Origin of the sequence: Natrinema gelatinilyticum (assembly GCF_024266705.1) — an archaeon.
Classification (GTDB): domain Archaea; phylum Halobacteriota; class Halobacteria; order Halobacteriales; family Natrialbaceae; genus Natrinema; species Natrinema gelatinilyticum.
The window spans coordinates 768,665-781,346 of the sequence record NZ_CP100757.1 but is presented as its reverse complement, the minus strand read 5'-3'; the positions used below and the strand labels follow the sequence as shown (position 1 = coordinate 781,346).

The window sequence follows — 12,682 nt, the reverse complement described above, 5'->3', positions numbered from 1 at the left end:
CTGACAACGTTTCGTCGTGGGAGACAGCGCTTCTGGAACAGTCACCACCTTCAGGGACGGTGTGCTCGACCTCTGGAGTGACGGACGCGGGAAGGTGCTCACCGCAGTCGCCGGCGGCTGGTTTCTCTCGCTCGGCGTCCGGATGATCTATCCGGTGATGCTTCCGTATCTCCGGACCGCCTACGGGCTCGATCTGACGAGCGCCGGACTCCTGGTAACGGTGTTGTTCCTCGCCTACGCGCTGGGACAGTTTCCGGGCGGCGTTCTCGCAGATCGATTCGGCGAACGGTCCACGCTCACCGCGAGCGCGGTGATCTCTGCGGTGATGCTCGCGCTCGTCACTACCGCCGGGTCGACAGTCGTGCTCTTTGTCGCGACGGCCCTCTTCGGGTTCGGAACCGCGCTGTACGCCATCGGAAGGTATACCGTTCTTTCGCGCCTCTACACCGACCGACTCGGCGCCGCGAACGGGGTGACGGCCGCCGCACAGGACGCTGGCCAGTCGGTCCTCCCCCCGATAGCGAGCGTCCTCGCGGCGACGTTCCTCTGGACGTTCGGATTCGGGTTCGTGATCCCGCTGTTCCTGCTCTGTGCAGCCTCCCTTTGGCTCGTCATTCCGGTCCGTTCCGAGAGCACCTCGACAGACGGGTCGGGCCTCAGCAGAGACGATATCCGATCGCTCAGACCGATTCTACGTCAGCCGTCGGTCGTCTACGCTACGACGGCGTTCGTTCTCGGACTCATCGTGTGGCAGGCGTTCACGAGCTTCTTCCCGACGTACCTGATAGAGCGGAAAGAACTCTCGACCCCCGTCGCCAGTCTCCTATTCGGCGCCTTCTTCGCGCTCGGCATCGTCATCAAGCCGCTCGCCGGTGCGGCGTACGATCGGTTCGGTATCAGGCACACGCTGATCATCGTCGGAAGCTGCCCGGCCATCGCCCTCGTGGTCCTCCCGTTGGTCGATGGGTTCTGGCCTATCGCCGTGATCACGGCCCTCATGAGTATCCTCCTCGGTTTCGGGCCGGTCCTTGAGCCGTCGGTGCTCCACTCCCTGCCCGAGGAACTCCGCGGTACCGGATTCGGGATCATTCGATCGGTCGGGTTCACGATCGGTGCGACGAGCCCGTTTCTGTTCGGCGCGGCCGCCGATCGCGGGTTCTTCGACGAATCGTTCGTGGTTCTGGCCGCCTTCGCGGCGGGAATGATCGTCATCGCATTTCGAATCCCGGAGAACTGACGCGGGCCGAGTGGCGTTTACGGATCCGAGAGATCCCACCTGACGGAAAGACAGTCGACCGGAGGTGCGGGTCGATGCGACCGACCCGGGAGTCGGAAGAACGCGGCGACTGACCCGCTCGTGGGGTCACGTCGGCGTTCTCACAGGCGTCCCGGAATCGCGGGCCGACGACGGTACGTTTTTGTATACCGCATCGGTGGTACCCCACATGGACGTTCTGCACGCGGCCATCTGGGTCGACGACGTCGAGTCGCAACTGGAGTTCTATTGCGACGTGCTCGGACTCGAGCAGACGCGCGAGTTCGATTTAGACGGCGTGACGAACACGTACGTAGCGGGGGAAAGCGATGCAGAGATCCAGTTCAAATACGACGGCACGAATCGGAATCCTGAACCGGAAGGGATCGACCACCTCGCCGTGGCGGTCGACGACATCGAGGGGACCGTCGAGGAAGCCGTCGAGAACTACGGCAGCGACGTGATCGAGGAACCCCGGACCGTCGAGGAGAAGGGGATCGCGATCGCGTTCGTGACCGATCCCGAGGGATACGTCGTCGAGCTCATCGAGACCATCGAGGCGTAACCGAGAACGAGTATCATGAGCAAGGACCGAACCGGACCGGTCGGACGACTCCTCGAGGCCGAGGGGCAGTTCCACGAACTCATGCCGGGCAGGGACATCTACAGCAAACTGTTCTTTCGAACGCTCCTGTGGTTTACCCTCTTCAGTCTCGTCTACGTAGCTATCACGAGCCTCTGATCGAATAGGGCCTCACGCATCTGTAAACGGCCTCCGTAGCGGGCCGCTAATATCGACCCTTCGACGTGACCTATTTACCGGTCGCGCGCATCGCGGCAGACGTGACATCGAACGCGACGGGGCGGATGAATGCACTCCTGAAGACCCGACCTGAACCCGGGATGAGCCTCGAGACCATTCCAGTCCCGGAGCCGGAACCCGGCGAGGTTCGATTACGGGTCGAATCGGTCGGGATCGACGGTGGCGCAGAGGCGCTCATATACGACTGGCACGAGAGCAAACGACACTACGCAGACCAGTTACCGCAACTGTTCGGCCACGAGTTCGCGGGCACGGTGGAAACGATCGGCCCCGGCGTCGACGGGTTTGCGGCGGGAGAACGCGTTGCCGTGGAACCGGTCATCGGCTGTGGTCACTGTCGGTTCTGTCGATCCGGTTCGTTCTCGATCTGTCCGGATCGACGCATCCTCGGCCTCGATACGGACATCGACGGCGCCCTCGCAGAGTACGCGGTCGTCCCTCGAGAGGCGCTGTACCCGATCGGGTCGCTTTCCGCAGACGAGGGGGTATTTCTCGAGTTGCTCGGACTGGCCGTCCACGGGATCGAGCAATCAGCGTTCGAACCGGGCGACACTGTGGCGATCAGCGGTCCGGGACCGGTCGGGATCGGTGCCCTCGTCGCAGCGGTCGCCGGTGGCGCGAGTTCGATCACCGTCGTCGGGACGGAAGCCGACCGCGGCGACCGACTTCCGCTCGCGCGGGACCTCGGCGCGACGCGTGCAGTCACAGCCGAAACGGTCGCCGACGGACTCGAGGAGGAGGTCGACGTGTTCGTAGAAGCCTCGGGTCACCCCGACGCGCTCTCGCTCGCGTCGTCGGCGACCAGACGAGACGGCGAAATCGTCCAGATCGGCATCTTTCACGGCACGGAGACGGTCCCGGTCGAACTCACTCGTCTCGTTCGACGGGGCGTCTCGATCACGTCGGTGTACGGCCGGCGAGACTCGAGCTGGCGGCGAGCGATCGCGATCGCCGAGGGAACGGACCTCTCGCCCGCGCTCGGTCCCGCGTTCCCCCTCGCCGACTACGAGGACGCCTTCGACGCGACGCGAGAGCGCGAGGGGATCAAGGTCACGCTGCACCCCTGAGAAAATCAGGTCTCGTAGTGTGGATAGGTCGTGAGTAATATGTTGTTTGAAACGCGCGCGTGTCTAGCGACCGTCTTACTTGTCCTGATCGGTGTAGAGTTCGTCCGGGTCGAGATCCTCGCGGATCAGCCGTAGTTCCTCTTCGTGCGGGTCGGGAGTAGTCCCGAGATCGTCGGCGAACTCGATCTCCCACCCGGTTCGGTCGAGAACCGCTTCGCGCGTCACGTTCGGGTGCAGCGCATCGACGTACATCTCACCGTGCTCGTCGAAGCGACAGACGGCGAGATCGGTGATGACTGCTTCCGGTCCGCCCGAGAGTCCGAGTTCCTTCCGTCCTTCACGGCCGCCGACGAACCCCGGACTCGTGATGAAATCGACCTCCTCGGGGAATCGCCGCTCGGAGTGGGGCGTGATAATCAGCGTTCGGTCGACGTGACCCGCGATCTCGCACGCGCCGCCGCTTCCCGGCAGTCGAACGATCGGATCGTCGTAGTCGCCGATCACCGTCGAGTTAATGTTGCCATACTTGTCGATCTGTGCGCCACCGAGGAAGCCCACGTCGAGGCGACCGGCCTGCAACTGGTAGTTGAAATTGTTCCGCATCGGTTCGATCGAGATTGCACCGGACGCCAGCACCGGGTCGCCGATCGAAAGCGGCGGCTTCGACGGATCGGAGCCGATCGTTCCGGACTCGTAGACCATTCGCAACTCCGGCGCGTGCGTGCGCTTGGCGACGTTACACGCCAGGTTCGGCTTGCCGATCCCGACGAGTACCGAGTCGTCGTTCTCGAGTTCCCTGGCCGCCGCTACCACCATCAACTCGCTGTTCGTGTAGTTCATCGGTGTGCCTCCGTGTAGTCGATCGATCGGTCAGTCGCGTCCGTGCTTCGAGTGCTCGAGCGGGTGCCGGACACTTTCATTTGTACGCCCCCATGTTGATGGGTTCCGCGTACGCATTGTCCGGATCGAGGTCGAGCAGTCGGTCGACGCCGAGTTTCTCGACGTATTCCCGGCGGTCCTCGACGCCGTAGACCCACTCGTCGAGCCACGCTTCGACCCGGTCGACGTCGCTCGCGATGTCGGCCCACTCGATGTACGCCTCGTTGTCCCGGCCGTAGTATCCCTGGGCGTACGACGGATGGGAGCCGTAGGGATCGTGGACGACGTAGTCGACGTCGTCGCTCGTAATGAGCGTCCGGTTCGGATCGCTCCGAATGGTCTCCTCGGGGCAGAGTTCCTCGACCGTCAGAATCACCGTATCGGCGGCCAGTGCGGCGACTTTCACCTCGCCCTGGATCCCCCAGAGGTGTGCGTTGCCGTTTTCGTCGGCCCGCTGTGCGCGAACGACCGCCACGTCCGGCTCGATTGGGGCGACGGCGTATACGTAGTCGTCGTCGAACGGACTCTCGATCCGCGCGATGTTGTCGTTGTGATCGGGGAGATCAGAGCCGATGAAGCCGCGCAGCGGGGCAAACGGAAGGTTAGACGCACCAGCGTCGAGGGCGGCGACGAGCCCGAAGTGCGTATATTCCTCGAGTTCGAGTTCGGTCGGGATCCCCTCCTCGGCCGCCCGGCGGAACGCGGGCAGGCTTCCGACGCCGGGGTTGCCGGCCCACGAGAAGGTCGCCTTTCGCGCACAGCCGGCGGCGATCATCTGATCGTAGATCAGGTCCGGTGTGGCCCTGATAAGATCGAGGTCGCGTCTCTCCTGTCTGATTATCTCGTGACCCGCTGCGAACGGGATGAGGTGGGTGAAACCAGCGAGATAGACACTATCACCGTCTGAGACGCCGTCACCGATGGCGTCTTGCATGGACGTGATGGTACTCATAGCTGCTCTGAACTACGAGAAGGATGGCGGAACGGCCATATAAGAATTCCTGTTACGAGACAGGAGCGTGGCCGAAACGGGCGCGTGAGCCGTTTGGAAGGAGGGCTCGTTTACACGGCGTGGTGTGACGGACGAGAGCTGGTATCCTCCGAATCGGACGTCTGTCAACCACGGATGGCTATCCGCCGCTGAGGCGGGATCTCACGAGGTAATCGAACGAGAAGCGGGCTGACGTCGTCCGTGCCGTCCAGCCGACCTGATCTCCTCGGCGAAGGTCGTCGTCCCGGCTACGGACCCAGCGGACGCGGCGGTGGCGGAATCTATCAGTCGTAGGTTCGCCGTCCGATCTCGCGGGCTTCGATCTCGTCCCAATCGTATTCGACGCCGAGGCCAGGCCCGTCCGGTACCTGGACGTGGCCGTCCGCGTCGACGGTATCCAGCATGTCCGAGTAGTCGTCGGCGTACACCGGCGGCTGGGTGTTCGGGCAGATTGGATGGACGAGCGCCACCTCGTAGTAGTTGCTATTGCGCGTCGCCGCGAGACAGTGGCGCTGTGCCGGCCCGGGAGCGTGATACTCCACGTCGAGGCCGAACCCTTCCGCCATGTGCGCGATTTTCATCGCGCCGGTGATCCCGCCGTCGTACTCGGGATCCGCCCGAACGAAGTCGGTCGACTCCGTCGCGACGAAGTCCGTGTGGGGTTCGAGCCCGCGGACGTGTTCGGTCTGGAGAATCGGCGTTTCGAGGGACTCCCGGAGCTTTCGGTGTGCGTGCTGCGAGATGCCGCCGTCGCGGTAGGGGTCTTCGTACCAGAGGAACTCCGCCTCGTCGCACGCCTTCCCGATTTTCAGCGCGTCGGCGAACGTGACCGGATTGCAGGCTGGATCGAGCATCAGGTCCATTTCGTCGCCGACGCGTCGACCGACCTCGCGAACGGTCTCTGCCGTCTCCTCGACATCCGTCCAGTCGCCGCCCCAGTCGTGAATTTTGAAGCCCTGGTAGCCCATTTCGAGGCACTCTTCGGCGAAATCGGCGAACGCCTCAGGTGAATCCAGACCGCCGTTCCTGTCGCCCTGATACGTCGAGGCGTACGCGGGGTAAGACTCGCGATACGTACCGAGGAGTTCGTGGATCGGCGCGTCGCGGTACTTGCCGGCGAAGTCCCACAGTGCGATATCGATCGGTCCCATTCCCATCCAGTCGTACTTTCGAAGGGCCCGTTTTAAGGCGCTCCAGTGGCGCTCGCGCTCGAGCGGGTTCTTCCCAACGAGGTGATCGGCGACCATGTTGAGCTGTGCGGCCGCCGGCGAATTGCCGCCGACGTATTCGCCAGTGATGCCCTCGTCGGTGTGGACCCGCAAGGCGAAGAGTTTCCGCTCGGTCGCCGTCTCCGGTTCGTAGACGATGCTGAACCCGTTCGGTGCGTATCCGACGTCAGGAAGCTCGTAACCGAATTCGACAGACTCGATACGCGTGATCGTTGGTGCCATCGATACGGTATCATATTGCGAACGGGTTTCAAATGCGTTTGCATCGCGGGGAAACAGGTCCGTTCCGACAGGACGCCGGACTCAGGTGCCACTCGAGTCGATCACAGTCCGTTTCTCGACGACCGACTCGTCGACGACGATACCGAGCCCGGGTCGATCGTCGAGCGAGATCGTCCCGTCCTCGGGCTCCGGCGGGTCTGCGAGGAAGAACTGGAACCCTTCGTTCCACTTGACGAGGTACTCGACCATCGGAGAGACGCCGGGCGACTGGGCGGCGGAGAGGTGTACGTTCGCCGACACCGAGTGGCCGTGCGGGATCACGGGGACGTCGTACACCGACGCGAGCGCGCAGATCTTGTTCAACTCGGTGATGCCGCCGGCCCAGAAGGTGTCCGCCTGGATCACGTCGACCGCCCCACGTCGCAACAGCTCGTTGATCCCCCAGCGGGTGTACTCGTGCTCACCGCCGGCGATCGGGAACGGAGCCGTCTCGCGGATCGCCGCCAGCTGGTCGACTCGATCTGGGTGGACTGGCTCCTCGATCCAACGCGGATCATACTGCTCAAGCTTCCCCACGGCGCGCTCGGTGTACGTACGATTCCAACTCATCCAGCAGTCGAACATGAGGTCGTACCCCTCGCCGACGGACTCGCGCGCGGCCGCCGCGAGCGCGAGATTACGATCGAGCCCGTCCGTCCCCGAGCCCGGACCGTGACGGAAGAACCACTTCTGGGCGTCGTAGCCGGCCGCTTTCGTTTCCGCAGCCCGCTCGCGGACGTCGTCCGGATCGGTGGAATATCCTAACATAGAGGCGTAGGCGGGCAGGTCAGTCCGCGTCGGGCCACCGAGCAACCGGTACACCGGTTCGTCGTAGTACTTTCCGCGCAGATCCCACAGGGCGCAATCGATCGCGCTGATCGCCTTCATCGTCTTCCCCTTCCGTCCGTGTACCTCGTGGCGGTACATGAGGTCCCACAGCTTCTCTACCGCGAGCGGATCCCGTCCGCGGAGGAAGTCGACGAGAGGCGTGACGAATGTCGCCCACTCGCGATCTATCGGACCGGCGATTCCAGAGAGCCCGTCGTCAGTCCGGATCCGGAGGTAGGTCTGGGTGACTCGGATCTCCTCGTCGTCCACGTACGGCGTCATCACGTCGTCCGATCCCATCAGGTACTCGGCACCGGTCTCCCGAAACTCGTCGTAGACGTCGAGTGGGATCGCGAGTCGGTCCTCGTAGAACGCCTGCGGATCGTCGTACCCCGTCAGGGTCCCGGTCAGTTCGACGCACTCGTGACCGGTGATCTTCACGTACCCGTCCTCCCTGCCGGCCCGATCGTCCGTACCGCTCGTACCGTCGGCCGTTTCTCCCTAATCATGCCAGATGATGACATTAAGTAGTCATCTACGGCTCTGCAAATAAGAATTTCGGCGACGCATTCTGCGGATCGAATCTCCGCCGACTGGGACGATGCTCGAACGCAAAGGGTTAGGTCTTTCCGTCAAAAGATCGTGGCATGGTATCACATGGCTTTGTGCTCCCGACCCGCGGAGTCGTACTGTCAGCCGACGACTCTCTCGAGCAGGCCGCTCGCGTTCAATCCGAGGTGATCGGTCTCGCGCGGCGAGCCGAAGCGTTCGGATTCGACGGGGTCTGGGCGGGTGACAGCGTGCTTGCGAAACCGCGACTGGAACCGCTTTCGACCCTCGCCGCAGTCGCGGGCGCGACGGAGTCCGTGACCCTCGGCTCGGCAGTCTACCTGCCTCAGCTTCGGAACCCGGTCCACGTCGCCCATCAGACGGCGACGGTCGACCAGGTGAGCGGCGGCCGCCTCGCGCTCGGCGTCGGCGTGGGCGTCGGGTCGGGCGTGGCCACCGAACACGATCAGCTCGACGTCCCTTACGACCGGCGAGGCGTGGTCCTCGACGAGGGACTCGAGATCGTCGAAGGCCTCTGGGACGACGAGCCGGTCTCGGCAGACGGCGGATTCTTCGAGCTCCGGGACGCCGATATTGGGATCAGACCGTGTGGACGGTCGCCGCCGATCTACATCGCCTCTGCGACGTTCGACCCCAGAGACGGGTTTCCGCGCCAGATACGAGACCGCATGGCAGCACGGGGTGATGGCTGGCTTCCGATCGGGATGTCGACCGAGATGTACGAGGCCGGGATCGAACGGGCGCGCGAAATCGTCGACGACGCGGGCCGAGACGCCTCGAGCTTCGGCGCCGCCTACTACCAGGACGTCGTGATCGCTGAAACCGAAGCGGACGCGATCGAACAGGCCCGGACCTTCCTCGAGCGATACTACCCGTCCTGGGGGGAACTGAGCGACGACGACGTCCGAAAACGCGGTGCGTTCGGCCCGCCGTCCGTCGTCGCGGACCATCTCGAGCGCTACGCCGACGCCGGCGTGGAAAAATTCGTCACCCGATTCACGGCGGCCGATCAGCGCGAGCAGTTGCAACGGTTCGCGGACATCGTGGTCTGACGTGTGACGCGCCGGCGTGGCCGCACTCACCGGCGTCGCCGGCAAACGAGGGTCGAAACACGTCTCAGGAGAGGTCGTACACGAACGAATAACAGTACTTTTCGTACCCCATTCGGTCCGTGTAAAACCGATGGGCATCGTCGCGCCACAGACCGGACTCGAGTTCGACCGCGTCGCAGTCGTTCTCGGCGGCCCACTCGTGGACGAACTCGAGGAGGCGTTCACCATGGCCGTTCGATCGCTCCTCGGCGGTCGTCACGAGGTCGTACACGTAGGCATGCCGGCCGAGGTAAAAGTTCGTCGCAATCGTCACGCCGGCGACGGCAACCGGTTCGTCGTCGACGAAGCGTGCGAACAGTCGATACCCCTCCGCTCGCATCTCCTCGAGCAGTTCGAAATACGACTCCTCGTCGAGGTGGTCGCGAAGCTGAACGAGTATCGGGAACACGTCGCGTCGGTCGGCGTCGGAGGTCACTTCGCGAATTTCGGCGTCGGACATGGTTCCATCTCACGGGGCCGAATAGTAACGTCATCGGATGCGGCGCGACAGTCTTCTCGGCGGATCCCCGTTGCGGACGGTCCGCCGGTTCGAACCGTCCACGATCGGAATCCGACGCGGTACTCGAGTCCGGTCGGTGAAAAAATGGTACTCGAAACGTTCGATGACGGTACTCGAGGCGGGTGCTACGGAAGGCGACCGGTCAGCGCCTCGCTCGCGGGTTCGACGGAGAGGTCCGTCCCGAGTCCGGCGTCGCGCGCCTTCTCGTAGAGCATATACGCGGCCGCGACCGTCTCGATTCCGGTTCCACCACTGTCGAAGACCGTAATATCGTCGTCGCTCGTCCGGCCGGGTTCGACCCCGGCGACGACCTCACCGAGTTCGGCGTGGACGTGGTCCTCGTCGACGACGCCCGCGTCGAGCGCGGCGAGGAACGACCCCGCGTCCTGGGTCGCGCGGGCGCGAAGGTCGGGAACGTAGATCGATCGCTCGATGGTCGTCGCGTCGAGTTCGTTCCGACCGGGGGTGTACTGACCCATCGCGGTCACGTGTGCGCCGGGCGCTAAATCGTCGCCATCGAAGACCGGATCAGCCGCTTTCGTCGCGGTGACTACGACGTCCGCGCCTGAGACTGCCGCCGTACTCGAGTCGACTGCCTCGACGGTGGCGTCGAGATGCTCGTCGAACTCGGCGGCGAACGACTCCCGGTTCTCCGGGGTCGGCGAGAACACACGGACCGACTCGAAGTCCCGGACGGTCGTCGTCGTGTGGAGTTGGCCACGCGCCTGCGCGCCGCTGCCGATGACCGCGATGGTGTCCGCATCGTCTCGAGCGAGGGCGTCGACGGCAACCGCGCCAGCGGCCCCGGTCTTGAATGGGTTCATGCTGGCGCCGTCGATGATCGCGAGGGGCTCGCCGGTCTCGGCGTCGTACAGCGGGGTCAGGAACCAGGCGTTTGGTTTGCTAAACCCGGATGTGTACATGTAGCCACCCATCGCACCGGTCTCGGCAAGGATGGCGGCGTAGCTAGTGAGTTTGCCGTCGGGATTCTCCCGGCGGAACGTTTGACGGGGCAGGGCCGGGGCCCCCTCCCCGCGCTGGCGATACCCTTCGCGAACGGCATCGACGTATTCGGCCGGCGTCGCGAGGCCGTCGACTTCACTACTGGTGAGAAACAGTGTGTCTGTCATATATCGCGTAACACACGCGACGTAGAAAAAGATGCACGGTCTGGACGGGACCCGAAATCACTCACCGAATGGGTCCAATAGTCCGATTTCCGTCCGACAGATACTCGTCGGAATCGCCGTCACTCGGTCTCCAGAACTCGGTCGAGCATCTCCTCAGACATCGTGTCGATGAGCTGATTTCCGTCTTTGAGTTCGCGCATAACGAATCGCGAGGAGGTTTCGTTGACGCCATCGATTGCGACGATTTCGTCGATGAGGTCGTTCAACTGATCGTGGTTCTGTACACGCGAGATCACGACGAAGTCGACGTCGCCCATGGTGTAGTAGACTTGCTGGACACCGTCGACGTCGGTCAACTTGTCCCCAATTTCGTCCGCATAGCCGCTCTCGTGGGAGACGAAAACCTCGGTGATGATGACCATCGCCATCCCGAGCGCGCGCGGATCGATGTTCGCCGAGATGTCGGTTATGACGTCGCTCTCTTTTAGCCGATTCAGACGGTAGTGGATCGTCGATTTCGAGAGTTCGAGGTCCTCCGCGAGTTCTTCGAGATTTTTCTCGTCGTCGTGCTCGAGTTGCCTGAGGATCTCGAGATCCTTTTCGTCGAGATCGGATGTCGCGTTAGTGTGTTCCATGCAAGGAAATTCTGACTTCGTGTTAATAAACGCCCATGTTTCAGGAACCGTCTCGGTCAAAAGACGGCATCGATCGCTGCGTCGAGTGACTGGACGGCCGTGTCGATTTCATCGGTAGTCGCACAGAGTGGTGGAGAGAGTATAAGCTGCGTTGCCGGACGACCGGCCCCGACGAGAACACCGCGGTCGCTCGCCGCGTCGACCACGTCCACGACCGGATTGGGACCGTCGTCCACCCGTGGGTCGTGAAACGGCTCCCCGGTGTCCGGATCGGCGAATTCGACGGCGTGGAGGAAACCGCGTCCACGGACGTCGGCGACCACATCGTGGTCTCGCTCGAGCATCGAGAGGTGGTCGACGAACGCGTCCTCGGTGGCTCGGACGTTCTCGATCAGTCCGTCGTCGTACTCGGCGATTGCGGCGACGCCGGCCGCGCAACCGACGGGGTGACCGCCGAAGGTCTGACCGAGATCGAATCCGTCCGACCGTACGTGTGCCGCAATATCGGGTCGCATCATCACACCCGCAAGCGGCGCGTACGCGCTCGTCACACCCTTCGCGAAGGTCAGCACGTCTGGCTGGACGCCTTCCGTCTGGATACCGAACCAGTCGCCGCAGCGACCGAATCCGGTAATCACCTCGTCGGCGATCAGAAGGATGTCGTACCGGTCACAGAGTTCTCGGACGCGCTCGAAGTATCCCGGCGGCGCCGTGTAGGCGCCGCTCGAACCGGCGATCGGTTCGGTCAAGATCCCGGCGATCGTCTCCGGACCCTCGTTTCGAATGACGAACTCGAGGTGGTCGGCCGCGGCGTCGGCGAGTTCCGCGGGCGTCTCCGCGTTGAACGGCGATCCATAACTCATCGGCGGCAAGAACTTCACGGCACCCGTCGCAGACGCGTGAGACTCGAGGGAACTGCGTGTCTCCGGGTCGCCAGTTACGCTCCCCGCACCGTAGGTCGAGCCGTGGTAGGAGCGCCATCGGGAGAGGATCTTCGGCGCGTCCGCGTACTTGCGCGCGACCGTCATGGCGAGTTCGTTCGCCTCGCTCCCCGACACCGAAAACATGACATCCGACAGTGAGTTGGGGCCGACCGCCGCGAGCCTTTCGCTCAACTCCGTTCGAGCCGGCGTTTGCTTTGCCGAGGAGACGTACTGAATTCGCTCGAGTTGCTCTTTCATCGCGTCCACGATCGCCCGATTTCCGTGGCCGGCGTTGACGCAGTACAGCTGTGAGACGAAGTCGAGATACTCCTCACCCTCGTCGTCGACGACGCGCGTGCCCTGGCCGTCAGTGATCGTCAGGCCCGTCGAGGAGGGGTCGTACCAGTGTGGAATGTGTGACGCTGTCTCTGTATCGGTTTCCGTGGGATTATCTAGCATGGTTCGTATGTCGTACCGTTG

13 protein-coding genes are annotated in these 12,682 nt (G+C 63.3%); 5 read left to right on the top strand and 8 right to left on the bottom strand.

Annotated features, from left to right (window positions below):
- Nucleotides 1-61 precede the first annotated feature (61 nt).
- The 4 genes from NJU76_RS21710 (at nucleotide 62) to NJU76_RS21695 (ending at nucleotide 3,145) form a co-directional block, all read left to right on the top strand.
- Nucleotides 62-1,237: an MFS transporter gene (locus NJU76_RS21710; RefSeq protein WP_254533924.1), complete on the top strand. Its 1,176-nt coding sequence runs from the start codon at nucleotides 62-64 to the stop codon at nucleotides 1,235-1,237.
- A gap of 208 nt (nucleotides 1,238-1,445) precedes the next feature.
- Entirely contained in the window at nucleotides 1,446-1,820 is a 375-nt protein-coding gene (locus tag NJU76_RS21705; RefSeq protein WP_254533880.1) for a VOC family protein, read from the top strand.
- Between the two features lie 15 nt (nucleotides 1,821-1,835).
- A complete protein-coding gene (locus tag NJU76_RS21700; RefSeq protein ID WP_254533879.1) occupies nucleotides 1,836-1,997 on the top strand; it encodes a hypothetical protein in 162 nt (53 codons plus the stop codon).
- A gap of 101 nt (nucleotides 1,998-2,098) precedes the next feature.
- A complete protein-coding gene (locus tag NJU76_RS21695) occupies nucleotides 2,099-3,145 on the top strand; it encodes a zinc-dependent alcohol dehydrogenase (RefSeq protein ID WP_254533878.1) in 1,047 nt (348 codons plus the stop codon).
- 75 nt (nucleotides 3,146-3,220) lie between these two features.
- On the opposite strand, the gene NJU76_RS21690 is transcribed toward NJU76_RS21695, so the two are convergent.
- From NJU76_RS21690 to NJU76_RS21675, 4 genes are all read right to left on the bottom strand, one after another.
- A complete protein-coding gene (locus NJU76_RS21690) occupies nucleotides 3,221-3,985 on the bottom strand; it encodes a CoA-transferase subunit beta (protein ID WP_254533877.1) in 765 nt (254 codons plus the stop codon).
- Between the two features lie 76 nt (nucleotides 3,986-4,061).
- Nucleotides 4,062-4,976, bottom strand: a complete 915-nt coding sequence (locus NJU76_RS21685; RefSeq protein ID WP_254533876.1) for a CoA transferase subunit A — start codon at nucleotides 4,974-4,976, stop codon at nucleotides 4,062-4,064.
- Nucleotides 4,977-5,299: 323 nt separating this feature from the next.
- On the bottom strand, nucleotides 5,300-6,466 hold the full coding sequence (locus NJU76_RS21680) for an enolase C-terminal domain-like protein (RefSeq protein WP_254533875.1): 1,167 nt from the start codon (nucleotides 6,464-6,466) through the stop codon (nucleotides 5,300-5,302).
- Nucleotides 6,467-6,547: 81 nt separating this feature from the next.
- Nucleotides 6,548-7,774, bottom strand: coding sequence for an enolase C-terminal domain-like protein (locus NJU76_RS21675; RefSeq protein WP_254533874.1), 1,227 nt, complete (start codon nucleotides 7,772-7,774; stop codon nucleotides 6,548-6,550).
- 206 nt (nucleotides 7,775-7,980) lie between these two features.
- Between NJU76_RS21675 and NJU76_RS21670 the strand changes: the two genes are divergently transcribed.
- Nucleotides 7,981-8,955 carry an LLM class flavin-dependent oxidoreductase gene (locus tag NJU76_RS21670; RefSeq protein ID WP_254533873.1) on the top strand — a complete coding sequence of 325 codons (975 nt, stop codon included), beginning with the start codon at nucleotides 7,981-7,983 and terminating at the stop codon, nucleotides 8,953-8,955.
- Nucleotides 8,956-9,019: 64 nt separating this feature from the next.
- On the opposite strand, the gene NJU76_RS21665 is transcribed toward NJU76_RS21670, so the two are convergent.
- The 4 genes from NJU76_RS21665 to NJU76_RS21650 form a co-directional block, all read right to left on the bottom strand.
- Nucleotides 9,020-9,454 (bottom strand): GNAT family N-acetyltransferase, encoded by a 435-nt coding sequence (locus NJU76_RS21665; RefSeq protein WP_254533872.1) that lies wholly within the window; start codon nucleotides 9,452-9,454, stop codon nucleotides 9,020-9,022.
- 185 nt (nucleotides 9,455-9,639) lie between these two features.
- A complete protein-coding gene (locus NJU76_RS21660) occupies nucleotides 9,640-10,644 on the bottom strand; it encodes an ornithine cyclodeaminase family protein (RefSeq protein WP_254533871.1) in 1,005 nt (334 codons plus the stop codon).
- Between the two features lie 119 nt (nucleotides 10,645-10,763).
- Nucleotides 10,764-11,279, bottom strand: coding sequence for an Lrp/AsnC family transcriptional regulator (locus NJU76_RS21655; RefSeq protein WP_254533870.1), 516 nt, complete (start codon nucleotides 11,277-11,279; stop codon nucleotides 10,764-10,766).
- Nucleotides 11,280-11,335: 56 nt separating this feature from the next.
- On the bottom strand, nucleotides 11,336-12,661 hold the full coding sequence (locus NJU76_RS21650) for an aminotransferase family protein (protein ID WP_254533869.1): 1,326 nt from the start codon (nucleotides 12,659-12,661) through the stop codon (nucleotides 11,336-11,338).
- Nucleotides 12,662-12,682: the final 21 nt, after the last annotated feature.

Excerpts from the sequence above, each read along its gene's own strand:
- NJU76_RS21660 (WP_254533871.1), bottom strand. The coding sequence starts at position 10,644 with ATGACAGACACACTGTTTCTCACCAGTAGTGAAGTCGACGGCCTCGCG.
- NJU76_RS21705 (WP_254533880.1), top strand. The coding sequence starts at position 1,446 with ATGGACGTTCTGCACGCGGCCATCTGGGTCGACGACGTCGAGTCGCAA.
- NJU76_RS21655 (WP_254533870.1), bottom strand. The coding sequence starts at position 11,279 with ATGGAACACACTAACGCGACATCCGATCTCGACGAAAAGGATCTCGAG.
- NJU76_RS21665 (WP_254533872.1), bottom strand. The coding sequence starts at position 9,454 with ATGTCCGACGCCGAAATTCGCGAAGTGACCTCCGACGCCGACCGACGC.
- NJU76_RS21680 (WP_254533875.1), bottom strand. The coding sequence starts at position 6,466 with ATGGCACCAACGATCACGCGTATCGAGTCTGTCGAATTCGGTTACGAG.
- NJU76_RS21650 (WP_254533869.1), bottom strand. The coding sequence starts at position 12,661 with ATGCTAGATAATCCCACGGAAACCGATACAGAGACAGCGTCACACATT.
- NJU76_RS21685 (WP_254533876.1), bottom strand. The coding sequence starts at position 4,976 with ATGAGTACCATCACGTCCATGCAAGACGCCATCGGTGACGGCGTCTCA.
- NJU76_RS21670 (WP_254533873.1), top strand. The coding sequence starts at position 7,981 with ATGGTATCACATGGCTTTGTGCTCCCGACCCGCGGAGTCGTACTGTCA.
- NJU76_RS21690 (WP_254533877.1), bottom strand. The coding sequence starts at position 3,985 with ATGAACTACACGAACAGCGAGTTGATGGTGGTAGCGGCGGCCAGGGAA.
- NJU76_RS21700 (WP_254533879.1), top strand. The coding sequence starts at position 1,836 with ATGAGCAAGGACCGAACCGGACCGGTCGGACGACTCCTCGAGGCCGAG.